The following is a 23,468-nucleotide window of genomic DNA, read 5'->3' as shown; positions in this document are numbered from 1 at the left end:
GCCGACGGTGTACGAAGAGCGATATTTTTTGAAGCAGGAAAGTGTCTAGGAAACTCAGGCCTTACCACCAATCACACCCAAGACCAGTTGTAGATTAAAAGAATAGTCCTTCATTCAATAATTAAACGGCAGTGAAATTTAAAGAGCTTTGATCTTCAGAATTACTGAGATACAAGAAAGTAGACGAATCCTTAAGCTTTCACAATCTCAACTTAGTACAGCTTTAACAGATCGTTCCCGTTTGTCTTAATGCCCCCTAAGGGCAAACTACAGCCTTTAGTCCAATTGAAGTATTCGGTTGGCTGTTCCATACTCATTACAGCAATCGTGGATTTGGATTGGACTATAATTGATTTATAAGAACCATCACACCTATGGCATAGGTTTCATTCGTTCCTTACTATAAAATACGATAGAAACTCTTGGTCGAATAAGGTTCATGAACTAGAGGGAGAACATGGATATCATCGGGCACTTGAAACGAGGATGTATAACGCTAGCACATATTAAGATCTGGATACTAAGCTTCTTTATTTCAATGAATGCTTTCGCTTATGAGATTGGCCCAGAAATAGCAGGTTTTGCCGCAGTCCATCAGGCTCTAACTTCAAATGCTTTAGTATGTTTAGAAAACAACATTGATACTAAAAAACCAATCAAGTGCGCTGATAAAGTAAAGTCATGTATTGATCGCTTAGCGGTTAAATCTTCTGAGAATCTAAAGAATTGCTTTCAAACAAGGAAACCGTCTGGATTATATTTAGATAAATTTTCTATCGATGATTTGGAAAAGGCTGTAAAGTGGCCTGATGACCCTACCTATGAAGCGTTTGGGAGTGGAGTTGCTAAGTTCGGAGCAAAAATGCTGCAAGGTTGTGAAGGATTTCTAGTCAAACAAAAAGGTCTGGATAACAGTATTGGTCTTTTGTGTAATACACACTTTGGAAACTACCAATTTTGGCATGCGCAATCTTCAACTGCTAATGAGAGTTCAAAAGAAACTAGGCAAAAAATCCTTGATTGGGCTAAATTCAATTACGAAGTCGCTGTAGGAAAGATAGAGCCCCAAGACGACTACTGTAAATACTTTCGAGAAAATGAGAGTAGTATTAGCGCAATTATGAAACCCGAAAACTACCCATTTTGCGATGAGAGACTTATTTGGGGATGGGTACCAAAGTTAATTGCGAAGCCCTATCCCGCTTGGGATATAGCCACTCTATATGGAGTTAGTTGCGATAACCCATTTACATCGATACTTGGCTGTAAGGAAGAACTAATAAATAACGGTTCTAAGCGGGCAGACAATACAGTTGTCTCCGCAATTGGAGCACTACTTCATCTCATTCAAGATTCATTCTCTCAGAGTCATAATGTGAGGGGCAATTGTTTTGATTCAAATCCAGAGAGCGTAGACAACCCAATCCCAGTTAGCAAAATTGTGTGCAAGCCAATTACTCGCTTTACGAACTATGCTGAGTTCGATCTAAATACACAGGAATTAGAGGCACAGTTTAATCATGATTTAAGTGACGACTGGCCTTATATCGATGATGGTTGTTTTAGTAGTAGCCATTCTCCAATTGTTGATGACCCGATTACCGCTTCAGCAAAGATATTGTGGCACATCGATAAAAAATCTGACTGGGCAAATGATGTTCTTCCTGACTTAGAGAGTGTTTTCAATATTGTTGAGCCGAGTACAACCTCAGGGCAAGGTGTTTGTTATGCAATGCCGCTAGATTAGGCTAAATTCACTCATTGCACACGGATAGGCTAATTGTTTTGGAGCCATATCTTGAAGAAAAACTAGGAGTAACTATGCAGCATAAATATACTATGTGTGCTTTTTTAATAATGATGCTAGCGTCCCCGTTGATCGCAAAATCAGAAGAAGGGAGCGTTTCAAAGTACAAAGCTAAGAGGCTTGTCTTGTGTTTGGATGGAACGTGGAACAACCCGAGCATGGAAAAGAAACATGAAGACAACTTCAAGATCTATAAACCGACAAACGTTTTGAAAACGTGTAGGGCGGTACTACCTGTGGCGAAAGATGGAACTATTCAAATAACACACTATACAACTGGGGTTGGTGGATATCGAAACTACAAGGGGAGTTGGGATACTTCAGTGTATCTCTCCGACAAAATTCTAGGTGGCACGAGAGGTGCTGGCTATGAGAAAAATGTAGAAAACGCCTTGAGATTTTTACACCTCAACTACCAACCGGGGGATGAAATCTATATCTTTGGTTTCAGTCGTGGTGCAGCTACTGCGAGGACAGTCGTGCGACTAATTGATTGGATGGGTGGAATACCTAAAAGACGTTGTGGTTATTGGTTACCTAGGTTATTTGACTACTATTTAGCGAGCGAGGGAAACGGTAGGTTCAAAGAAATTGATTCCGCCATTGAACAAGAAGTAATACTAGATCAATACGACGGAAATTACAGGATAATTCTAGATAAAATAGAAAAGGAGAATAAACGTAAAGTTCTAATTGAGGACCTTCCAAACTGGAAAAACATGGACGATCACGAGCTCGATGAACTTTTCCGAACTGTCGAACACGAATCCCTTTCGAAGTTACAAGGAGATGCTGTTGAAATAGAAAAAAAGAGAAACACTTTTAAATCATCTCTTACAAGGAAACGTAATCTAGTTGAAGAAAACACCTGCAAATCAGAATCGCAAGATACGATGATTGACTCATCTGTGGAGGTGAAATATTTAGGCCTGTGGGACACAGTTGTCGAGTTGGGCAGTAGAAAAAACAAATTCTATCTATCTAAAACTCCGCCGGAGAAGGCTAAGCATGTTAGGCACGCGTTAGCAATAGACGAGAGGCGCAAGAACTTTAAACCTTGGCCATTTAGTGATATTACTAACTGTACCAGTTGTGCCCGATTAGAGCAAAAATGGTTCGCTGGTGTACACACAAATGTGGGTGGTGGCTACACTAAAGATGGGTTGGCCAACATAGCACTAAAGTGGGTTCACAAAGGTGCAAAAGATCGCGGTTTGGAGTTAGACGCAAAATATACTCGTTTTTATGAACCATATTACCCTACTGATATGTTGTACGACTCTAAGACTCTATTGTACTCACTTGAGTGGTTTCAATTTTGGCGAAGTGGAGTACGATCTTTTGACCAAGAACTAGACTATCCGAACTCTACCCTAGATGTTCACCCATCTGTTTTTAGGAGAATGTCTTCATGCACTACTGAATACGAAGATGGAAGAAATAAGAGGAAAGGTCCTTACCGGCCAAAGAACCTGATTAAATATTTGAAGAATGTTAAAAACCTAGATCAATATTTGGAGGAAAAATATCCAGTTGACTCATGCGATTGCATTCCTGAGTGGACAAGAAGTAGGATTAAGCAGATCGTTAAGGGGAACGAAGAAGGCAAGTGTGAAGTTAGACCTCAATGCCCGACAAATAAGGATGAGAAAAGGTTTAATTGTTTTGAGGGACTTTGAGATTCTAGCAAAACGCTTGTCTAGTCCGAAAACTATGTACGCAGAAACTTACTCATAGTGCGCATGGGCTGAAGTTTTTCGAATGTCCGTTATGGTAAATTTGAGGCTTATATTGACTACGACATCAATATTCGATCCAATGAGGAATAATCAGACGCGACGAACTGAGATTCAGGGCCTTGTAATCCTCCCATTTTTAACTACGTCTAAAAGTAGAGTTTATGCGGCCATCAAGGGAGGCCGTCCACCGTTAGCTTTATGTGGTCGTTCGTTATTGTAAAACCAGAGCCACTTTGTTGCATAGTCCTGCACCTGTTCCAGTGAATCAAACAAGTGTTTGCTGACCCAGCTAAACCTAATCGTTCGATTGTGCCGTTCAATATAAGCGTTCTGCTGCGGGTTTCCAGGCTGAATATAATCGATGCGAATATTCTTCGATTTAGCCCATTCCACGAATTCATTGCTGATGAACTCAGGGCCATTATCGCAGCGTATCGCGACGGGTTTTTCGCGCCACTCCAGCAGCTGATTCAAGACTCGAATAACGCGTATTGAGGGAAGCGAGAACCCAGCCTCAATCGCCAGACCTTCTCGTTTAAAATCATCCATAACGTTGAACAACCGATAGTTACGTTGATCCGAGAGCTGATCGTGCATGAAGTCGATTGACCACACCTGATTGGTAAGGCCTGAGTTTACCTGACACGTTTCATAGTAAACAATGTAACTTAACGATGAGAGGTAAACCATACGTAAAGGAACCCGATACAACATGTCAGGGTTGAAAGAAATCTCAGCTAGGCTCCCCTCACCTCTCAAACCAGCTAGAAAAGCTCATTTACCTACCAAAACTGAAGCCTACATTGAACCAATAGCGCATTTGGGAACACAAAATACAAAAAGTGGCGTATTTTTGTGGGCCGAGGACCTATGAACTATTTCAAACTATTTCTGCAGTTGGTGCTCTGTGTTGGATTTAGCCTGCTTGTTCAGACTCAGGTGGTTGCTCAGGTAGAGGACACCGACGCACAATTACAGGCGTTTTATCAGGCACAAGGGGGCCGATCTGAGTTCCCTGAGCACTACCAGCGTGCCATAGAAGCCTTTTTATACGCGCAGGATGAGCTGGCTGCGGGGCAACGACAGGCCGCCAAACAACGCGTGGATGCGGTGTTTAACGAGATGCCCTACTCGGCCGATATCTGGGCCGATGGAGCTACCCTTTTCGACTTAAATGTGGGCCACCCTATTGCCTATTACGGGTTAAGAATGTTGGATCAATTGCTTGCTCTGGAGCAAAGCAGTAACGGCAAAACCATCACATGACCGCTGTGGTTCCCTTGTGTGCCGATGTGACGCGACCTATCCTCCCAGACCTGGAGCCTGAAACGCTCCGGCGTAATATTGATGATCGTATCCTGGCGGATAACGCCAAGGTGCTGCGTCAATCGACCGATTTTTTTCGCCGCTGGCTTTCAGCGATTGCCGATGGCGCCAATGTGCGGCTTAATGTGCATGTTTTTGAAGAGTGCACCACCGTTGGTTTTGACTTGGCCCCCAATGTGATTTTTAGCTATCCGGACACCAACAGTCTGCTCGCCGGTTTACCATTTGAGACACTGGCAGACACCGACATCTGGTGGATTGTGGTGCCCTCCGGCGTACCGGGCGATGGTAGCGACTTTGATCGATTCTTCATCACCGGGGGCATGGGCGTAGCTGACACGGGGGCACCCGTATTCTTGTCGGACGATGCCTGGTTTCTGCGTAAGCCCACACATTTAGGCACAGGTGATTACTCAGAAGCGGAACGTCGTTTGTACATGCCGCAATGGTTTCAGCATGAATTCATGCACAACCTGTTTCGCATCTTTCCTGAGTTTGGGTTGGAAGAATCGGGTCACCAATGGTTTGATCGAACCACTTGGCCAGGCGACTTTGAGGGAATCTACGAGCCAGACTACTACGCAGAAGCACTGCAAAAGCGCTTGCTGGGCGCGCAGCCCGATCTACCAGCGTGTGATTGATCGGCCAGCGATGGTCGACTTCGGTACATTTCCATTGAAAAAGCTGACCGGAAAATTTGAACGTCAGCCGGTTGAAAACGAGTATCACCAGGTCACCGTCACCATCGACGAAGAAGGCGTGCTCACCTGGACCAACGCGGCTGGAGTGAGCTGGCAATTTATGGTTGTGGATAGAGAACTGCATACCGTGCCCGACTCGATCTACGGTGAACGAAACGTGCTGGTCGATCTAGATGCAAGAAAAAACGTGACTGCGTTAATATTTCTCGGTGAAAACTACGTACGCATAGACGACCCGCCAGTGATAGATGACGACTCCGAGCAGTGTTTTGTGATTAGAGCTTCAAACGGCAGTGTGGTGAATTTTTGTCTTTAGACTTGGTGGGGTTTCAATGGCGTGGTTCTGTTTGTGAACAAAAAAGTGTCGCATGGTGCCAGCAGGTGATATTTTTCTCATATTGTTACCCTGTTGCGCACGAAGATAAATTCAAGTCCCCTCCTCTTTACGAACCAACACCAAGTACTGATCCAACAACATTGAAATGCGTTTAAGCTTTACATCAGCGTCAAAGATTGGAAACATCATGAGGTATAGAGCAACAAGCGCCACTGAAAGAATCTCTACCCAAGAGAAACCGTTGCTTTGAGCTACCTTACTGATTGCAAGTGCCGTTGCGACTAAGCCAGGAATAATGCCGACCTTGTCAATTGCGCCTAATAAAAATGATCTAATTAGGCCCATTTGGTTTGCAGTTTGTTCCATGCGATTAGCTACGTAGCGAATTGATGCAACCGAATAAGCATCGAGACTTGAGAACAACGCTGTTTCATCTTTAGATACGTCTTTTAAAATGCCAACCATCTGACCGGCAATGTCCGTAAACATCCTTTTTAGAGAGATGTAGTGGGCTGCTATGATGCCACCTGCCATTAAGTATACGCACAACACTATCAGCTGCACTACCAAGCGTATTCTCTCATCAGTGTCTCCCCAAACGGTCGGGGGTAGAAAGTACATTGCAGCGAATAGCACAGCGAATATACCAATGACTATGATGGTCGATATTCCAAGCCTCGACTTAATCCACGGGGTTTCAGATTCATCAGCGGCAAGATTCATCTTGGCACGATATCGAATAATGTGCTCATAGACGCCCGCGACGTCTTCTTTAAAGCGCGCTGCCGGCGTTTCAGGCGTGTTGCTTAATTCCACGTATGTGATTCTCCAAAATCAGCTAAATCTCCATATTAGGCATAGTAGCAGCTTTGATGTTCAATTGGATAGTGACTCAGAGGCCGGTAAATTCCGAGCGAGCTGGTACCTTCTACCCGAAGTAAATCCCAATTACTAACTCGCACCAGAATCATGACAACGGTAGTCAGCGGTTTTTTGGTTGTTGTGGCAGCCCTGCGAATTCATTTTTCCGCATATTCCTCTCATGAGAACAAACGCCAAGTGTTTAGTATAGCTCCTGGAAACTGATCGAGAAAAACCACGTAGGTCTATGGCCGGTGATGTACCTAATCGTATGAATCGCGGTGAATGTCGGCGTTTTGAACCGAGGGTTAAGATGACCAATTAACTGTTACGCATGATCTTAGCAGCAAGTGCGGGCGATACGCGCTGGATCACACGGAGTAATTTCACTTTCCCAATGTCATTGACAACCTTGCCCTGCTCGATGCCTTGCTTGATCGATTGGGCCACCTCGCTGGCGGTGAGTTTGCCGCTTCCTCTGCCTTGGGTCATATTGGTTTCGACCAGCGGCAAGAAGGCTTGCTGAACGTGTATATTGGTGTCCGCGAGCTGATACCTCAGTGACTGAGAGAACGAGTTGAGCGCACCCTTGGTTGCACAGTAAACAGCGGATGAGCGTTTTGGCGCCAAGGCTAATCCAGTATTGACGTTTAGAATCACTGAATCATCGTCTTTGAGCAGCAGAGGCAACATCAGATACGTAAGCTGGCAAAGTGATGCAAAGTTAATATCAATCTCTTTTCGAATCCCTTCGAACTCGAATTCATCCGAAAGAAACTCTGGCGTGTTTTGAATCGCCGCATTGTTGATCAATACGTCGATATGCGAATACTGTTCCACGATGGTGTTCGCAACCGACGTCACCTGCGCTTGGTTTGCGAGGTTGGCCCGAAACACCTTCACTACGTTTGCATCGTTTGGCAATTCACCGGCGAGCGCCGCGCTGCGAGAGATGACGATCACGTCGTTATCTGGGCTGAGCTGCCTCACAAGTTCCAGCCCGATACCGGAAGTGCCGCCTGTGATGAGGATTCGTTTGTTGACTAGTTTCATGCTACGGATTCGATTGTTAATAGTCAGATCAGTTTATTGGTAAACTGAGATTCGCGAATTAACCGAAGATAAAAACAATGGATTTTTCTCAATTTGTAAGTCAAGTTGGCACACAGGTCAGCGCTCAAAAAGGCGATCATATTTATCGTCAAGGCGATCAAGACAGGCATATTTACGTGGTTAAAAAAGGTCTCTTAAAGGCCTATTACTTGAGTATGGATGGCAAGGAGAAAGTAAAGTCGCTTTTACTCCCTGGCGCGTTTATCGGAAGCATGACCGCCTGCCACAGTAAGCAAACATGTTCTTTCAGCTTGATGTGCCTGGAAGATACCGATCTATACCGCTTGCCTTTTGACGAGCTGAAGCGAATCTCTAAAGAGAATATGCAGGTGGCACAGTACATGATCCAAGGCTTACTTGAACTCGCTATGAAAAAAGAGCGCCGGGAGTACGAGTTCTTGTGCTTAACCGCGGAAGATCGCTACCGTTTGATGCTTGAACGCGAACCGACTATGGTTGACCGAGTGACTCAAAATGATATTGCCCGCAATCTCGGCATTACGCCTGTTGCGCTAAGCCGCATCAAGTCCAGGCTTTCGTAGTGTGTGAACAACCGCTGCTTAAAGGCGTGTATCGTCGATTTGAGACCACGCGCTCTGTTTGAAGTGTCGCCGGAGCAAAAACCAGCACCACCAGAAAAATACCGTTAAGCCGACAGCCGTGACGATTGCCGGTTTGGGGTTGTCGAGTGAGCTGACAGACCCTGCGTAGGTGGCGACGGCCGCGTAAGGTACCGCGCTGATCGTCCACGCTAGAAGGAACTTCAAGCAAGGCATACGCGTAATTCCAGCCATGCAGGCGCTCACCTCTGGCAAGATTGGCATCGCGCGCGATATGAGTATTGTCAAAAAACCGTGTCGTAAGAAAGCATTCTTGGCGCTTTGTCTTTCCGCTGCGTCTTTAATCAGAAACCTCGATAAGCGATCACCGTACAAGATACTCAAGCTGTAACCTCCGATTCCGGAGGCGAATAAGCCCGTAACTGCTGCGGCAAACCCCGCGAGCGGTCCCAGGAAGAAACCACTTAAGATAATGATGGTTAGCGTGGGCACCGCGACAAACAAATCCGCAAACAGTAATCCCACCACGATTGCGGCGATATAGTGCGGAGAAACTGTGCGAGCGTGCGTCAACCATTGTTCGATTTTATCGATGGATAAAAAGCCGGTGGATTTCGCAATCACAAATGTGCTCGCAAAGATCAGTGCGAGCGTCAGCATAATTTTTATGAGCCCTTTCATCGCGACCACTTGGGATAGTTGGTCTGTATTGAAAGCCGGTTGTTGCTAATCGGGCGCTTGGCTCGCTTGCTTGCGTCAAAAAATGTCATTGTCATCGGTAAACCACGCTCTGGTGAGTTATGAGAACAGACATGTTGAGTGAATCAGATAATCGCGGCATTAACCGAAGTTAAAACGTCGGTTAAGTTTTACCCTGCTAAACCGGGTTTTGCAATTCTTGCGGCATCCGCATTCTAAAACGAGATATCCCCTACCCCAGGCTGCTCACCGCAAGACGAACACACCAGTTTAAATTTGAGTGCCTGGCCGCAGTCGGTGTGGATTAGTCGTTGGTTAGGTGCTTGTTGGAGCATGACGTCGTTGACCCATTGGCGCAGGACCATCACGAACGGGAATACGGATTTTCCTTTGTCGGTCAGGCCGTATTCGAATCGCGGTGGGCTTTGTTGGTACTCGCTTTTTAGTAGAATTCCGTGCTCGCGCATAAAGCGTAAGCGTTCCGACAAAATACTGCTTGGTATGTTGAGTTGCTTGATGAAGGTGTCGAATCGCGTGGTATCGAAAAAGCACGCCATTAGGATCAGAATACTCCAGCGGTCGGCGATCAGGTCGATTAAATTAGCCTTCTCGGGCGTGGCGGCTTTGGCGCTGCGACGTCGGGTTTTACTGTGGGATGCTTTGATCGAACTTACCTGATCGTCAAATTGAGCGTCGCTGTCTAACCATTTGATGTGCGAATAGTGAATCGGTTCATCGCAGTGCGCGCACACCACCTTCGGTTTTAGGTGTTTACCACATGGCTTATGCACGATCGAACCGAGCACCTGTTTGGCTTTGGTGTTAGTTTGATTCCATTGTGCCTCCCATTGCAGTGCGAGTAAGGAAGCGTCGAGCAAGCTCGCCCCTTTGCGGCTCAATTGGTACGCCTTTCTGGCCCCGGTCTGTGTGGTTTGTTTGCGAAACACGCCAGCGTCGGTGAGTGTGGACAGACGACGCGTTAAGGTCGCTTTGCTGATGCCGGTATTCTGCCGAAACTCCTCAAAACGGGTGCACCCATAAAACGCTTCTCGCAGGATCGAAAGTGTCCATTTGTCGCCGATCAAATCCAAACCCTCGGCCAGTGCTTCGTTGAGTATTAGCGTGTGCTGCATAACCGGAGTTTAGCAGGGGTACGCTGAATTCGGACCCGAGTATCGAAAATTTAGTCTCGTAATTGGATTTTTTAATTTTTGAATCGATTGACTTTGAATATGAGACTAATGCAAACTTAGTCTCATAAACGAAGTTATTTGGGTTTACCTACGCATCATGAAAATTTTAGAGAAGCACAAGATCAAAAAGTCGTTGAAATTCAACATGCATCCGTATTTAAACGGGGCTTGGAAACCCAATTTTACCGAGTACCATGCCACGGAATTAAAGGTCAAAGGTACTGTGCCAAAAGACATCGATGGCGTGTACATTCGCAATACCGAGAACCCAGTTCAACAGCCGATTGGTCATTATCATCCGTTTGATGGCGACGGCATGTTGCATGCCTTGAGTTTCAAAGACGGTCAAGTGGAATACCGTAATAAGTTCATTCGCACCAATGGGTTCGTTGAAGAGCAAGCGGCTGGCGAAGCCTTGTGGACAGGCTTTGTGAACAATCCAGCCAAGTCAAAGCGCCCCGGCTGGGGCACGATTGGGCATGTGAAAGACGCGTCGTCGACAGATGTGGTTGTGCACAATGGCCAGGTATTGTCGACCTTCTGGCAGTGCGGTGAAGGATACCGACTGGATCCCTATACCTTGGAAACCCTGGGAACAGAAAACTGGGTGCCGGAAGAAGGTATTTCAGCGCACCCGAAAGTCGATGAACGCACTGGCGAACTGCTGTTTTTTAACTACAGCAAACAAGCGCCTTATCAACATTATGGCGTGGTGGATAAACACAATAAGTTGATCCATTACACGCCCGTACCATTGCCCGGACCCCGCTTGCCACACGATATGGCGTTCACTGAAAACTACTCGATTCTGGTTGACCTGCCCTTCTACTGGAACCCAGAGAAACTCAAACAGGGTTGGCATATTCCGACGTACTACGGTAAGACCCAGCCCACACGGTTTGCGATTCTGCCGCGCTACGGCACCGAGAAAGACATTCGTTGGTTTGAGGCTGATCCAACTTATGTGTTGCACTGGAATAATGCCTATGAAGACGGCGACGAAATCATCGTGGATGGCTATTTTCAAGAGAATCCAGACCCTGACCCGATCCCGAATATGCCCAAGTTGATGGGTAAATTTATGGCATCGCTCGACCAGAGATCCTTTAAATCGAAATTGCACCGCTGGCATTTCAATCTCAAGACCGGCGCGGTCAGAGAATATCATTTGGATGATCGCGTGCTGGAGTTTGGTACCTTCAATCAACAATACGCTGGTCGTAAGTCACGCTATTCCTATTCGACCTGGTCACATCCGGGTTGGTTTTTGTTCTCTGGCATCGTCAAGCACGATTTGGAAACGGGTGAGTCCTGGAGCTTGCCGTTTGGTAAAAAACGTTTTGGCAGTGAAGCGCCGTTTATTCCGCGTAAAGATGCCAAAAGTGAAGACGATGGCTACCTGGTGAGCTTTATCACGGACATGCGCTGGCGGCGCTCCAGCTGTATCGTGGTCGACGCCAAGAACATTGAAGCAGGCCCAGTCTGCGAGATTTTCTTACCACATCGAATTTGCAGCGGCACCCATGCGACTTGGGCTGACGGGCCTGCGGTCAGAGCGGCTAAAGCGACTGAGACACGAAGCAGATGAAGAGCGAACCAATCTATATTTTGGGTGGTCACCAGACCGATCTTTCCAGAAATATTGCACGTGAAGGCGCCAGTATCTTTGACTTGTTTGCCGAGGTCACGCGCCAAGCTATCGATAATGCCAACATCAATCCTGATCACATTGGTGTCGGGCACGTGGCGAATTTTGAGAGCGCACTCTACACCGAGCAGTCGCACTTAGGTGGCTTTTTCGGCCATGTTGACCCCGCCCTCACCTACCTGCCCGCCTCGCGGCATGAGGCTGCCTGTGCGTCTGGTTCGATGGCATTGTTAGCGGCGATGGCCGACCTGAAAAGCGAGAACTACGACACAGCGTGCGTGGTCGGGTTGGAAGTCATGCGGTGCAATTCAGACCAGAAAGATCGTTTGAAAGGCGCGGGCTGGGTTGGTGAGGAATGGCAAGATGCCGATTACATGTGGCCAGCTGCGTTTTCAGACCTGATCGAATTTTATCAAGATCGTTACGGACTTGAGCGAGCACATCTAGCGGCAATCAGCAAAAAGAATTTCGCTAACGCGAGGTCTAACCCGAATGCACAATCCCGGAATTGGGATATTCAGCCAAGTGCGTATGCCAGCGAGATTGAGTCGATTAATCCAACCATTCATAGCCACATTCGAAAACTCGATTGTGGGCAGGTGACTGATGGCGCAGCCGCTTTGATTCTAGCTAATCAGCGCGGTGCCGAAGCGTATGCCAACAGCCACCGAATCTCAGTACAGAGATTGCCTAAAATCACCGGTTGGGGACACGTGAACGCCCCTATGCGATTTGCGGAAAAACTAAGACTCGCACACCAAAGCAAGAGCATGCCCTTCCCTCACGTACAACAAACGGTGATACAGGCACTAACGCGCGCCGGACTCCAGATCAAACACATCGATGGTATTGAGCTGCATGATTGCTTCAATATCACTGAGTACCTAATTCTGGATCACATGGGGCTTAGGCCCAATGGCGAGATTTGGCAGGCAATCGAATCCGGTTACTTCGAGAAAACCGGCGTGCTGCCCGTCAACGCCAGCGGTGGCTTAATAGGGCTGGGGCACCCGGTCGGTGCTACCGGCATTCGCATGGTGCTGGACTGTTATAAACAAGTCACCGGCACCGCAGGCGACACCCAAATCGACAACGCCAAAACAATGATGACATTTAATGTTGGCGGCAGCACCACCACCTGCGCAAGTTTTGTTGTTGAGGCTTAGCGCGTCCAACAACCGTGGTCGCGTTCTGGTAGATCGCCTAGCAATTCTCACACCCAAGCTCATTAATTCGAGGCAGCTAAAAACCGGGGCACGCGATCTCGACTCCACCGAATTGTGACGCGTTTTAGGGACGGTAGACTACTAGCTTAGTGAGAGGAAACCTCGAACGCAGTTCGCTTCGACAATCACTGGTTTCAGGTCGCAACTTCTTCATCCGTTTTTCTCATCAAACGACTAAAACCACCTGAAAACCACCATAGATAAGTCGTTTTCCATCAAATGGCATGGGGTTACTCTGGTTGGTCATGCGCTCGTCCTGCATCACCTTTTGCATACCGAGGTCACGCGCTTCTTTGGACGGCCAGGTAATCCAAGAGAACACCACCGCTTCGTCTTCTTTGCATTGGACCGCCATGGGAAAAGACGTGACCTTACCGTCGGGAACGTCATCGCCCCAGGTTTCGACCAGGTTTAATGCACCGTGTTCCATAAAGACATCGGCGGCTTTCTTGGCGTGCGCCAAATACGCATCTTTGTTTTTCACGGGCACAGCGGCCACGAACCCATCTATGTAGTTCATCGTACTTACCTCTAATCGGATTGATTGTTTAGTTGGCCCCATCGCCATCGTAGTACTTCAGTCGACGTCAAACGCCAAATTACCGCGATTATGCGCGATGCCAAAATCTATGCTGCAGCGCCGACGAGATTGAGCGATAGATCATCTTGTCTTGGATCTGGTTTCTCCGCGAACACTCACCGAGGGCATTACTGCATCGTTTGTTCTATAGTACCGATGTTGCTGAATATCGCGTACCAATTTCGGCCATTTCCCCTGTTCGTAGCCAGTTGCTGGAAGGAATCAGCTGAATGCGACTGTACGGAATTTCAGTCCTAGCACCTGCGTGAACCCGGCTCGCGGGCGACTTCCAGAGCGGTGCGCTTGCTTATTGGACTTTCGTCCAATTGTTTCGTGACTGCAATGCAGGAAGAATGTGCTTCTGAGCAGTGAACGCCTACGATGGTACTGGTGGAAAGGTTTTGCCCGACGCATGGATGTCAAAGCCTGCTTTTATCGCAGTACGTCTCCTACGTGATCTGGCGGCGTTAACGACTGACTTGCCAACACAGGTTGAGTTTGTCTGCGCCTATGCTGTGTTGGAAAGGCAGCGCCATATTGTGTTCTTATTCACTGGCAGTAAATCGGATTTTGGGAGTAACCAACAAGCCTCCATGGGAGGGAACCAGTGCTGAGTTTTATAGGACCTGTTGTCGTGGCTGTCCCAAACCTGCCATTCGACGTCACTCAGTTGCATCACAACCTGCAACAATTAGGCGTTGAAGTACGTTTAATTCCGTATTCGAAATACGATGAGATGGATCTAGCGCCACTCATTGTGTGTATTCACGACGGTGAGCGCCACGCGGACCTTCTTCACACATTGAATGAGCGTGAAGTAACTTACATGCTGTGGCAAGCTAGCGCGCCACAGCGAGGACACCTGATTTCTTTTGCTTCACACATCGCTCCACAGAAAACTTCGTTGTCGCTCGATGACTGTGTGTCAGCGCTTATCCAATCCCATATCCGGCGCGAGTCAGTGCAATTCTCTACGTCGCATAATCTGTGGTTGAACAGCATTATTGGCAACTCAATGGCTTTCAATGGCACTATGAAACTGGCAATGAAGATCGCCAAAATTGACTGCGACGTGCTCATTCAAGGCGAAACCGGAACCGGTAAAGAGCTGATTGCCAGGCTTATTCATTATGAAAGTGAACGGCGTGATCATCCCTTTGTGCCGATAAATTGCGGCGCATTTAGCGACGAACTATTGTTGAGTGAACTGTTCGGACACACTAAAGGTGCCTATACCGGCGCGGTTTCAAATCGGGTTGGTCTGATCGAGCAGGCGGAGAATGGCACATTATTCTTGGACGAGATCGATAGCTTATCGAGTAAAGCCCAGGTTGCACTTCTTCGATATTTACAGGACCGAGAAATTCGGCCACAAGGCGGTAACACACTTAAGAAAACCAACATTCGAGTGGTAGCGGCGAGCAATAAGTCGCTTCAAGATTTGGTTGAGCGTAACCAATTCAGAGACGACTTGTTGTTTCGGTTGGATGTCTTGCATATTGATTTGCCGCCGCTGCGTGAACGAGACAGCGACATTCATCTCTTATCACAGTTTTTTATGCGCAAAGCCGCAAAAGAGTATAATTTGCAAGCAAAGGTGTTCTCACCAAATATGATCCGAGCTATGTCTGCCTACCAGTGGCCGGGTAATATTCGCCAACTGCAGAATATTGTGACTCGTCTATGTTTGCTATCAGAGCAATTCGTTATACGCCTGTCGCCAGCTAGTACCCTGGCTGGCGTCGACTGGTCAGCCTATCTGGTGAAAGAAACGCACTTATCTGTACCGCTCGGTATGCAACAGGAAAAGCGCCAAGTCGTCGAAGCGTTTGAGTCCTCCTACTTAAAGCGTGTGCTTGCCTTGAGTGCAGGCAATGTCTCGAGAGCCGCGAAAATAGCCCGAAAAGAACGACGATCGTTCATGCGTCTGATGCAGAAGTATCAGCTGGATCGTCGAGATTTCGAGGCTGGTCATAATGCTGAGCGTTAATACAACGCGCACTCTAGAACTCGATCCCCACACCAACTCGCACCAGTGGGATTTTGGTGTCTGACAGCCCTGTGGCCAATCCGCTATAGTAATACCCGTTGATCGTCGACATGCGTCGGCTTAGTGAAATCCCCATTGCTTGTTGACCTTGGTAATAACCATAACCCACATTCAAAATTGTTTTTCCAGGATCACTTGGAATGGCCGTGACCAGGGACGCCGTTGCGGCGATACCCGCATAGGTTTTTTTCTCCAACGAAGTGACCTGCGAACTCAAGTCGTCAAAATTGGACGACAGTGAGGTCACATCGACGTCCCCCACTTGCCCTTGCAACGTCCCCACTTGATCTTCAACCGTACTAAGCGAATCCTTGACGTCATCCACCGTGGCGCTTAAATCATCAACGGTGTCGGAGAGATCGTCCAGATCATCACTTATGTCATCAACAGAGTCTTCTATATCGTCCGAGTTACTGGAGGAGCCGGAGTCATCGCTGCCGTCATCCGCATGCGCCACCATTTTTCCTGCGATGCCCTGATTGGCAGATTCTGGCGCGCTGAGGCGTGCTGAATGGTCAGACGAAATCGGCGAACTGGATGCTGTGAACTGCGCTATGCGGGCTTCACGTCCCAGCGATCTCGGCCCCCAATAATCATCGGGTGGGCTGTATAGTGTTGGCGTACGCCTTGACGTTATCGATTTATGCGGCTTGGCTTGCGCTCGCCGGTCGTGATGTTCAGGCGTTCTCGTTACGGTTGTGTCAGACCATGCCTGTCCGAAGGCCTGATCAGGAATGGCGGATTTGTCACGGACGAGGCTGGAGTCGGGTTCGCGGGTATGATTATGCACGTGCGCATCGGTGTAACGAATTGTCGTTGCCGTTACCTTGGGTCGATCAAAACCGATTATCGGCTCATCATTGACTGCGGTCTTACGACTCATGTCACCACCATCCAACGAAGCTAACGCATACGGTGGTTCAGGCTTGTCAAGTGGTGGGGCTGGTTGACTCTGATACACAGAAATTGCGACTAGTGAACCTTGATCGACGGGTGAACCAATGGCATCGAACAAGACCGCATCATGGATCCGAGTATCGGTCGTTTTCACTTGACTGGCCTCGATTAGCCGGACTGGAAAACCGCTGTCGGTAAAGACAATGGTGTTTGTTACAGCTTGTGCTAGTGCAGTTGCCGTAGCTTCATAATGCGCAGCGGGCGAGTCTGATGGGCAATCCAGACAATGACCATACTTAAAAACACTGCCGACAGACACCACAAATACTACTGACAGCGCGAATACGATTGGAAACCGCATAGAAACCTCCGAATGTAAAATAATTCCCAACTGCACAGATTACGCGTAACATGAACCTTGATTAAGGACACGAGCCTGCGTATACCATCCGATCTACTAACTGTAGTACAAACCAACGATTTCATCCCTGGCATATGAAGAAAACGCTGATATTTATTGTGGCCTGCGCCGTTTTGTTGGGGGGATTGACTGGGTATATTCTCGGCCAGCAGCCGTTCTCCACCGCGTCCAAAACCAACACTAAGCAAGACTCGAATACGAAAGATGGAGACAGTGCGGCCGAAGATGCTGAAACATTGCCTTCCTTCGATAGCTTGTTGCTGACTCCGGATACCAACCCCTTGCCGCTGAATCTGCAGGCCGGCGTGTTCTATGACGTGGCAACCGCCGATCAAATGGCCATTCGAGTCTCTGAATTGGGTTACCCCGCGACGGTACGACCGTTTGCTGGCCCGAGCAGTCAGCGTGTGTATGTGGTTATCCTCAATCCGTTCAAAAACGAAGCCAATTTGCAACTTGCGCAATATGAATTGATGAACAAGGCGAACATAACCACTAAGCGAGTGGTTACGCCACCATCGGAATAGATACGCGAGACCAATAACGCTTCGTGACGCGCGCATCCCGCATTTTTCTGGTAAGTTGGTGGCAGAGGTCGTATAGTAGATCGGAATGTTAAGCATCGAATCGTGGTCTCGCAGACCACCCTTCGGCGTAGGGAGTGACTCAGGGAGGCAATGACGATGACATCGAAACACTTCAATTCTTGGCACGCTGCGCGCGTTAATACGCCAGTTGCCCGGGTTCACAGTGCCGGTTTTATGGCGCAGCCTGGTCCGTTCAGAGGTTTGGCACACACTACGACGGAGCGCCCCTATCGTGGCACAGTATCGGTGCGTGGACTGCAAGGTGTTGGCCCCGCTGCTTATCATTTTCAACAGCACCATGCGGTTTACCCCGATGAGAGACGTCACACTGCATGTTGTGAGCATCCACGATTTCGGGCGCAACATGTCCGCATGCAAACTTGGTACAGCACCACGTTTCTCTCCTACCTGTATCAAAGTGAACGACGCCAAGAGCGCTAAAGCGTCTCCCAAAACTACGCGTTGGTTTGTCGGCGTTGAATGTTTAGACATACCGACTCCCTGAATGTATCCGATTGGTTCGCTCATTGTGGACTTGAAAGTAGAGCTTAGTGCGCCCATTGGCTTTACGTCGAAGCATCACGAAGGCCTTGTTATTATTGCCATACGACTGGCGTCCAAATGTGTTTGTGCCGCGCCCTGGCAGTGCCCTTTGTAAGGCCTCACCGCTTTGCTGTGGTCGAATATGCATCAATGAAGCGCCCTGCCGAGTCACTGAACAGCCCGTCAGTTGCGTTGTCACCGTGAGCGATTGTTGGTGATGACGCATGTGCTTGTCACGTACTCGACCCTCTGAATACCCGTGGACGGTCAGGGGCGACAGTCTGGGACCTCGACTACCGCGGAAGGTTAAATGATCGTTTTTCGCCTGCAACATCGGCAAAAACGCGGCGGAGAAATTACTGCCAAGCTGGACACTGTGATTCCTTGCTTGATGGCTCTCTCCTTCGGTTGCACGCACGAGTTGTACATGCTGAGTCGGCACTCGAGTCACATCAGATGAATCGGTAATGCGATTCATCTGCGGAAATGCCGACGACCTTGTTGTAATTGTTCGAATTTGAAACTGGTCGTTATAGTTCGTCCGGCCACCAGGTTCATCAGCTGGCTGAATGACCGATTGAATCGCATAGTGCCTTAAAAAAGCCGATGGGTGCCGCTGAAACAACTGATCCGCAGATAGGTGTCCGTAGTGAAGCCTGCGCCCTGCGTCAATAAGTCGCTGATTCCCAATCTTCTTCCCCATGTGCTTAATGACTGGACCTGCCGTTTCTCGGACCGACTCAGTATTTACGCCTGGGGCAAGCACATGACTCAACGCGCTGAAGCCTAGCGCGCGCAGTGGCGCGCTTGGCAAGCTGTACAGTGCTGCACTGCCGACCACCATTCTTGCGACGCCCTGCCCTAAACCCGACCAGGTACCGCCGGTTTGTGAATGACGAATTACTTCCTGACCGCCCTGATATACACTGGACGCACCGGAGCCGTGCCATACGGCAGACGCCCCGGCGTTGATTGTAGAGCTTAGCCCCCTTAAGTAATTCACATTTCAGCCTCTTGGTTAACGCGTGTTGAGATTAGCAAGTAGTACATCTTCTCAATCTCGAGTTATTGGCGACGCTTTTTTCTGCCGTTTGAGTCATTTTAAATTACGCCTTGGTTTTTCGACGTATCAACTTAAGCGCACGCAAATCTTGTTGATCTTGCTTATAGAATTTAGGTAACTGTCCCATAATTTGAGCGTTTACCAGACGACGGCGCTGATATGTCTGGGTTGATTGTTCGAAGGCACGCATCACATGCTTTGACCACTGCGTTCCGTCCTTGCTGGCGCTTTTTACTGCTTTGCTACTGCCTCCAGCGATGGCCTCGGGATGCGATGTGACGCCAATATGAGGCGCGCCAAACGTCGATTCAAAGCCCTCGACGGTTCGGTGCTTGGGCTCGATGGCCGTTACTGACAATAGCGGCGAGTAGCTTGGCTCGGGGACAAATGAGCCAAACTGAAACCGCACGCGATCCGGCGAGCTCACAGTATCAACGCCCTTGAGCTTAGGTACGCTCCAGGGAAACCGAACGGGCTCGGGCTCCGTTTCCACTACTTTGCTGTGTGTTGAGTTGATGGTATCAACTTGGCTCTGTCGTTTTCCCGTTATCCGATTTCCACCCAAGATTGTGTTGGGGTCCGGCATGCTGAGACCATGCGCCATTGTTTGTGTTCCACTACGGTTATGCATATCCAGTCTTGGACTGGACAGATCCACCTCGTTAACGCCATAGCCTTGCGCTAAACGCCGAGAACCACCACAGATGGCGAGCACCGGTATGCCACGCTCTCGAGCGCCCCGAACCAGTTCCGCCTCATATTGCAAGCGCACCTCACGTGATTGATGAACGTCGTTCGGTATGTCCTGGCCGCCAGGAATGTATATTCCATCTAATTTTTTTAAGTGCTGTGCAATATGTTTTTTGGCGATCATTTCCCGCTTGATCTTCGTTGCAACTATCTCGTTCGTTAGTTTTTTGTCTTTACTGGCTTTCCTGTCTGGTGCTTGTAAATCAGGTGGGGACGACGTTGCGATCACATTTGGCATCGTGCTTTGAACTGCATGCAGATCATAGCCGTGACCGGGCCGGTGACTAATACCAACTACTGGCCCGTGATCATAGGAACCCGCACGGGCCTGCATTTTTTGCAGATTTTGTTTACCACGTTCGATGCGCATGTCCCGTCGGCTGCGTCGTGGTTTCTGTAACCCTGAGCTAATCGAAATTTTCGGCGACGGTTTCTTATTACGACCACGCATTCTATTGCTGTTACCCGATGAACTCGACATGGTGAACCTCCTGTTGATTAATGCGGTGACTGATGATCGTGTGCACGAGCGCTAGATGTTGCGTGGAACTGGCACACGCGCACTCGAGCGCGGGACACTGGCTTGTGGTTTCGATAGCCCGTTGCGCACCTCTACTTTGGTGTAAGGCTGAATCGTTGCTCGCAGTTGCGGTGAGATCGACAATCGAGCCGGTAAACGCGGTGCCAGATGATTAATGACGTCATTGTCGAGTCGCGCACGCCTTGGGTGATTGGGGCCAATTTTGTCAATCACAGGGACCAATCCCACCTGCGGGACCGTTTGTGTGGCAACCTGCATACGGGTGAATGCATTGGTGAATCCCTGGGTCGGATTAGCGGATTTTGCTTTCTGTTTGATCTTGGTTACGAACTGGCCACCAGTCGGATGTGACGAATTCGAATCACCTCGAAACCCGCTGACCTGAATCCTCGGATTTGCGCCCTGGGTATCCAATGCGGCCGACACACTGCCGACAAAACTGGGCTGAACCGGCACGACCCCGCCCAGCGGATCTCGTCGAAATGTCCCCGCTGAGCCGCAAGATGAAATTCGAACATCCAGGCCGTCCGACTGAGTTTGTGGTGTGATCATGGCCGAAATTCGTCGGACACTGGTCGCTATATCAGTCGCAGTGTGGCTCTGACGGTAGCCTCGTCGAACCGTTAATCTTCCGCCTGTTGGCAAGAAACCCTGATCCTTTTGATACTCAACTCGGGTCGAAATGGAATTGGTATTCTGGGCATTTCCGTGCCCTTTAACCCAAAGAATGTCGGCGGGGCCATTGTTGGGTTGATTGACCCCTGGGACAGGCGCAACCTGAGGGTTGATAATCTGGACCCGTGCATTCACGTTCGCTTGCTGCTCACGCAGGTTGATTCGATCTCTAACGGACAGATTGACATTGTTGGTTAACCGATCGTTGATGAGCGATCTATAACGAGCGCGCATAACAGCTTGCGCTGCCTGAGTGTCGACAAAGATATTGCCACTGGTGACGTTTGCTTTGTTTAACTCCTCAAATGCGGCCCTCCCGTGCGAGCTGTCATGTGCCGATAAGCCGGGTAAGTAGACGTGTGTTTTAACGGTTCTTGGGTTCATGCTGTACTCCGTATGCTGAGATCACCGCGTTACGTGATTTTTTTAAAACCACCGGACGATGAAAAATGTCCCGGGTATTCAATCGATGTTTGCGTTGTCTTGTAGACGCGCCCTTTGTTCCATAGATGCTGTATGCGTTTCGCGGATTTTGCTCGACGAGCATCACGGGAATTTGCTTGAGACTTAATACGCGAGGTAATCCATTTATCCGTCATTTGACCAGGCTGTAGTTTTGCCATCGGGCCTTTCGCTTCAACCACCCAGGCTTGCCTACGCCTCTTACTCTCCCACATCTGATCGATTCCGGTACCGTGTCCAGGTCGAATAGGCATCAGCGGCTTCGCATCACGCATCTTGGTCATGCGTCGCATAGTTGTAAACTCACCGATAATCTCCGTTTGCCGCGTGCGTGCAATTCGCATACGCCGCAGATCGCCTGATCTTTTTGCGAGCAAGTACTTACGCGTATTTTTCGCGGTGTGCTTTTCAAAATGAGCCAGGTCCGGTGCAATGTCCTCGCCGAATGGGTGGTTATGTAAGGGCGGGAATGGTAACTGGCGCACTGGAAACTTAGCCGGTGCGGTGCTGGTAATCTTCTGTTGCTCCACATCTTCAATAAACCGAAAACCCACAACGTCGGCCCCGCTGTTTACGTCGGATTGATGACTTTTCCACGATGTGGTTGCCGGAAAGCCCTGGAATCGATTTGGATTCATTTCTATTGCCCTAGTGAGTTGCTGCGCGCTCTAGGCGGCGAAGGCGCGGCTGAACTTTGTTTCGGCAACGCTGTCATGCTGTGGCGTCGGGCTCGCCTTGGCTGCGAACTGGCTCCTGACAAAACGGGTGGCGGCGCGAGTTGAACTGGCGGTATGGGCGCGCTGGCGGCGTGATTAGACGAGTTACTGGAATCGGATCGCACTGAACTTGCCCTCGGGCTGTGACGCGCGTTAACCGGCGAGGCTGATGGTGACTCAACGTTTATCGGCAAGGACGAATGGCTATGGGACCGCTGTAACGCGGGACTATGTGAACCCAAACCAGACTCTATGTCCGGTACGTTTGCCTGCCGAGGAGGTGTAGCTGCCCAAGTCGACAAAGCCCCCAAGGCTTCGCCGGCAAGCCAGGCACCTGCTGATCCATAGGCATAACTGCTGGCCGTGGTGGTATCATGGTTCGCCGTATGTCGGGCCGCCTCGTAACTCATATAGGCGGCGCCAGCATTCGCAACACCACTTAATGTTTGCGCGGCGCCACTTACGGACTGCCAAACATCGCGGCTTCGAAGACCGGAAACGGTCGCCGCAGCGCCACGCAACATCGATACCCCACTACTCACTCCCCATAACGCAGATGAGGTAGTCGCACTCCAGAATGACGCGGATTCGGATGTGACGCTGGCGACCGAACTGCTCAAGCCCGCACCAATACTGGCCAGATTTCCGACCGTCCGTGCGCCATCATCATAGCTACTACGTGGATTGGAGCGTTGATCCATTACTGCACCACCACTCCATAACGCGCCACTGGTGACGCCCAAAGCTGCGGAGGCAACGTTTGCACCGCTCGGGAGAGATGCGCTACCAGTAGCGAGCGCGGAGGTAACCGCTGCGGAAGCACCGATGACTGGGGGTCCGTATTGCCCTCGCCCTTGATTCGGCGCCAGCGGCGCACTATTCGAGCGCGCCCGTTGAGACTCACTAGGATGAGCGTTACCTAACAAAGGATCAGTGATATTAGCCATTTGAGTTCTCTGTGTTAAACCAGCAA

23 protein-coding genes and 1 pseudogene are annotated in these 23,468 nt (G+C 49.1%); 12 read left to right on the top strand and 12 right to left on the bottom strand.

Annotated features, from left to right (window positions below; translation table 11 throughout):
* The first annotated feature begins 457 nt into the window (after positions 1 to 457).
* Together IE055_RS17130 and IE055_RS17125 are read left to right on the top strand one after the other, a co-directional pair.
* Positions 458 to 1,747, top strand: coding sequence for a hypothetical protein (locus IE055_RS17130; protein ID WP_189402916.1), 1,290 nt, complete (start codon positions 458 to 460; stop codon positions 1,745 to 1,747).
* Between the two features lie 74 nt (positions 1,748 to 1,821).
* Positions 1,822 to 3,486, top strand: coding sequence for a T6SS phospholipase effector Tle1-like catalytic domain-containing protein (locus IE055_RS17125; protein ID WP_189402915.1), 1,665 nt, complete (start codon positions 1,822 to 1,824; stop codon positions 3,484 to 3,486).
* Between the two features lie 219 nt (positions 3,487 to 3,705).
* Here the strand turns inward: IE055_RS17125 and IE055_RS17120 are convergent.
* Positions 3,706 to 4,167: pseudogene (locus tag IE055_RS17120) on the bottom strand (DDE-type integrase/transposase/recombinase); the annotation flags it as partial.
* Between the two features lie 249 nt (positions 4,168 to 4,416).
* Between IE055_RS17120 and IE055_RS17115 the strand changes: the two are divergent.
* The 3 genes from IE055_RS17115 to IE055_RS17105 are packed head-to-tail and all read left to right on the top strand — an operon-like array spanning position 4,417 to position 5,889.
* Positions 4,417 to 4,812: a hypothetical protein gene (locus IE055_RS17115; protein WP_189402914.1), complete on the top strand. Its 396-nt coding sequence runs from the start codon at positions 4,417 to 4,419 to the stop codon at positions 4,810 to 4,812.
* On the top strand, positions 4,809 to 5,513 hold the full coding sequence (locus tag IE055_RS17110) for a hypothetical protein (RefSeq protein WP_189402913.1): 705 nt from the start codon (positions 4,809 to 4,811) through the stop codon (positions 5,511 to 5,513). The genes IE055_RS17115 and IE055_RS17110 overlap by 4 nt, the downstream gene beginning before the upstream one ends.
* Positions 5,506 to 5,889 carry a hypothetical protein gene (locus IE055_RS17105; RefSeq protein WP_189402912.1) on the top strand — a complete coding sequence of 128 codons (384 nt, stop codon included), beginning with the start codon at positions 5,506 to 5,508 and terminating at the stop codon, positions 5,887 to 5,889. Before IE055_RS17110 ends, IE055_RS17105 begins: the two co-directional genes overlap by 8 nt.
* A 111-nt stretch (positions 5,890 to 6,000) precedes the next feature.
* Here IE055_RS17105 and IE055_RS17100 read toward each other — a convergent pair whose 3' ends face one another.
* On the bottom strand, positions 6,001 to 6,726 hold the full coding sequence (locus tag IE055_RS17100) for a hypothetical protein (RefSeq protein WP_189402911.1): 726 nt from the start codon (positions 6,724 to 6,726) through the stop codon (positions 6,001 to 6,003).
* 366 nt (positions 6,727 to 7,092) lie between these two features.
* A complete protein-coding gene (locus tag IE055_RS17095; RefSeq protein ID WP_189402910.1) occupies positions 7,093 to 7,824 on the bottom strand; it encodes an SDR family NAD(P)-dependent oxidoreductase in 732 nt (243 codons plus the stop codon).
* A 77-nt stretch (positions 7,825 to 7,901) separates the two neighbouring features.
* Here IE055_RS17095 and IE055_RS17090 point away from each other — a divergent pair, with 77 nt between their 5' ends.
* Positions 7,902 to 8,426: a Crp/Fnr family transcriptional regulator gene (locus tag IE055_RS17090; RefSeq protein ID WP_189402909.1), complete on the top strand. Its 525-nt coding sequence runs from the start codon at positions 7,902 to 7,904 to the stop codon at positions 8,424 to 8,426.
* 18 nt (positions 8,427 to 8,444) lie between these two features.
* Here IE055_RS17090 and IE055_RS17085 read toward each other — a convergent pair whose 3' ends face one another.
* Both IE055_RS17085 and IE055_RS17080 read right to left on the bottom strand, forming a co-directional pair.
* Positions 8,445 to 9,125, bottom strand: a complete 681-nt coding sequence (locus IE055_RS17085; protein WP_189402908.1) for a TVP38/TMEM64 family protein — start codon at positions 9,123 to 9,125, stop codon at positions 8,445 to 8,447.
* Between the two features lie 233 nt (positions 9,126 to 9,358).
* Complete coding sequence (locus IE055_RS17080; protein WP_189402907.1) at positions 9,359 to 10,276, bottom strand: winged helix-turn-helix transcriptional regulator; 918 nt, start codon at positions 10,274 to 10,276, stop codon at positions 9,359 to 9,361.
* A gap of 157 nt (positions 10,277 to 10,433) precedes the next feature.
* Between IE055_RS17080 and IE055_RS17075 the strand changes: the two genes are divergently transcribed.
* On the top strand, positions 10,434 to 11,924 hold the full coding sequence (locus tag IE055_RS17075; protein ID WP_189402906.1) for a carotenoid oxygenase family protein: 1,491 nt from the start codon (positions 10,434 to 10,436) through the stop codon (positions 11,922 to 11,924).
* On the top strand, positions 11,921 to 13,150 hold the full coding sequence (locus IE055_RS17070) for an acetyl-CoA acetyltransferase (RefSeq protein WP_189402905.1): 1,230 nt from the start codon (positions 11,921 to 11,923) through the stop codon (positions 13,148 to 13,150). Before IE055_RS17075 ends, IE055_RS17070 begins: the two co-directional genes overlap by 4 nt.
* 226 nt (positions 13,151 to 13,376) lie before the next feature.
* Here IE055_RS17070 and IE055_RS17065 read toward each other — a convergent pair whose 3' ends face one another.
* Complete coding sequence (locus IE055_RS17065) at positions 13,377 to 13,730, bottom strand: DUF1428 domain-containing protein (RefSeq protein ID WP_189402904.1); 354 nt, start codon at positions 13,728 to 13,730, stop codon at positions 13,377 to 13,379.
* A gap of 428 nt (positions 13,731 to 14,158) precedes the next feature.
* On the opposite strand from IE055_RS17065, the gene IE055_RS17060 reads away from it, so the two are divergent.
* Together IE055_RS17060 and IE055_RS17055 are read left to right on the top strand one after the other, a co-directional pair.
* The gene (locus IE055_RS17060) at positions 14,159 to 14,404 is read left to right on the top strand and encodes a hypothetical protein (protein ID WP_229794348.1); all 246 of its coding nucleotides are present in this window, start codon (positions 14,159 to 14,161) and stop codon (positions 14,402 to 14,404) included.
* Positions 14,398 to 15,780 carry a sigma-54 interaction domain-containing protein gene (locus IE055_RS17055; RefSeq protein ID WP_229794347.1) on the top strand — a complete coding sequence of 461 codons (1,383 nt, stop codon included), beginning with the start codon at positions 14,398 to 14,400 and terminating at the stop codon, positions 15,778 to 15,780. The genes IE055_RS17060 and IE055_RS17055 overlap by 7 nt, the downstream gene beginning before the upstream one ends.
* Positions 15,781 to 15,793: 13 nt before the next feature.
* On the opposite strand, the gene IE055_RS17050 is transcribed toward IE055_RS17055, so the two are convergent.
* Positions 15,794 to 17,098, bottom strand: a complete 1,305-nt coding sequence (locus IE055_RS17050; RefSeq protein ID WP_189402901.1) for a YadA C-terminal domain-containing protein — start codon at positions 17,096 to 17,098, stop codon at positions 15,794 to 15,796.
* A gap of 134 nt (positions 17,099 to 17,232) precedes the next feature.
* Here IE055_RS17050 and IE055_RS17045 point away from each other — a divergent pair, with 134 nt between their 5' ends.
* Positions 17,233 to 17,685: an SPOR domain-containing protein gene (locus IE055_RS17045; protein ID WP_189402900.1), complete on the top strand. Its 453-nt coding sequence runs from the start codon at positions 17,233 to 17,235 to the stop codon at positions 17,683 to 17,685.
* 156 nt (positions 17,686 to 17,841) lie between these two features.
* A complete protein-coding gene (locus IE055_RS17040) occupies positions 17,842 to 18,186 on the top strand; it encodes a hypothetical protein (RefSeq protein ID WP_189402899.1) in 345 nt (114 codons plus the stop codon).
* Positions 18,187 to 18,229: 43 nt separating this feature from the next.
* Here IE055_RS17040 and IE055_RS17035 read toward each other — a convergent pair whose 3' ends face one another.
* From IE055_RS17035 to IE055_RS17015, 5 genes are all read right to left on the bottom strand, one after another.
* Positions 18,230 to 19,291 carry a hypothetical protein gene (locus IE055_RS17035; protein WP_189402898.1) on the bottom strand — a complete coding sequence of 354 codons (1,062 nt, stop codon included), beginning with the start codon at positions 19,289 to 19,291 and terminating at the stop codon, positions 18,230 to 18,232.
* A 103-nt stretch (positions 19,292 to 19,394) separates the two neighbouring features.
* A complete protein-coding gene (locus IE055_RS17030; protein WP_189402897.1) occupies positions 19,395 to 20,582 on the bottom strand; it encodes a gamma-glutamyl-gamma-aminobutyrate hydrolase family protein in 1,188 nt (395 codons plus the stop codon).
* 51 nt (positions 20,583 to 20,633) lie between these two features.
* Entirely contained in the window at positions 20,634 to 21,701 is a 1,068-nt protein-coding gene (locus IE055_RS17025) for a hypothetical protein (protein WP_189402896.1), read from the bottom strand.
* Between the two features lie 29 nt (positions 21,702 to 21,730).
* Complete coding sequence (locus IE055_RS17020; protein ID WP_189402895.1) at positions 21,731 to 22,417, bottom strand: hypothetical protein; 687 nt, start codon at positions 22,415 to 22,417, stop codon at positions 21,731 to 21,733.
* A 2-nt stretch (positions 22,418 to 22,419) separates the two neighbouring features.
* Positions 22,420 to 23,442: a hypothetical protein gene (locus IE055_RS17015; RefSeq protein ID WP_189402894.1), complete on the bottom strand. Its 1,023-nt coding sequence runs from the start codon at positions 23,440 to 23,442 to the stop codon at positions 22,420 to 22,422.
* Positions 23,443 to 23,468 lie beyond the last annotated feature (26 nt).

Source organism: Arenicella chitinivorans, from assembly GCF_014651515.1.
Classification (GTDB): domain Bacteria; phylum Pseudomonadota; class Gammaproteobacteria; order Arenicellales; family Arenicellaceae; genus Arenicella; species Arenicella chitinivorans.
Note: the sequence above shows the minus strand (reverse complement) of the source record. Positions and strands in the feature narration are given on the sequence as shown.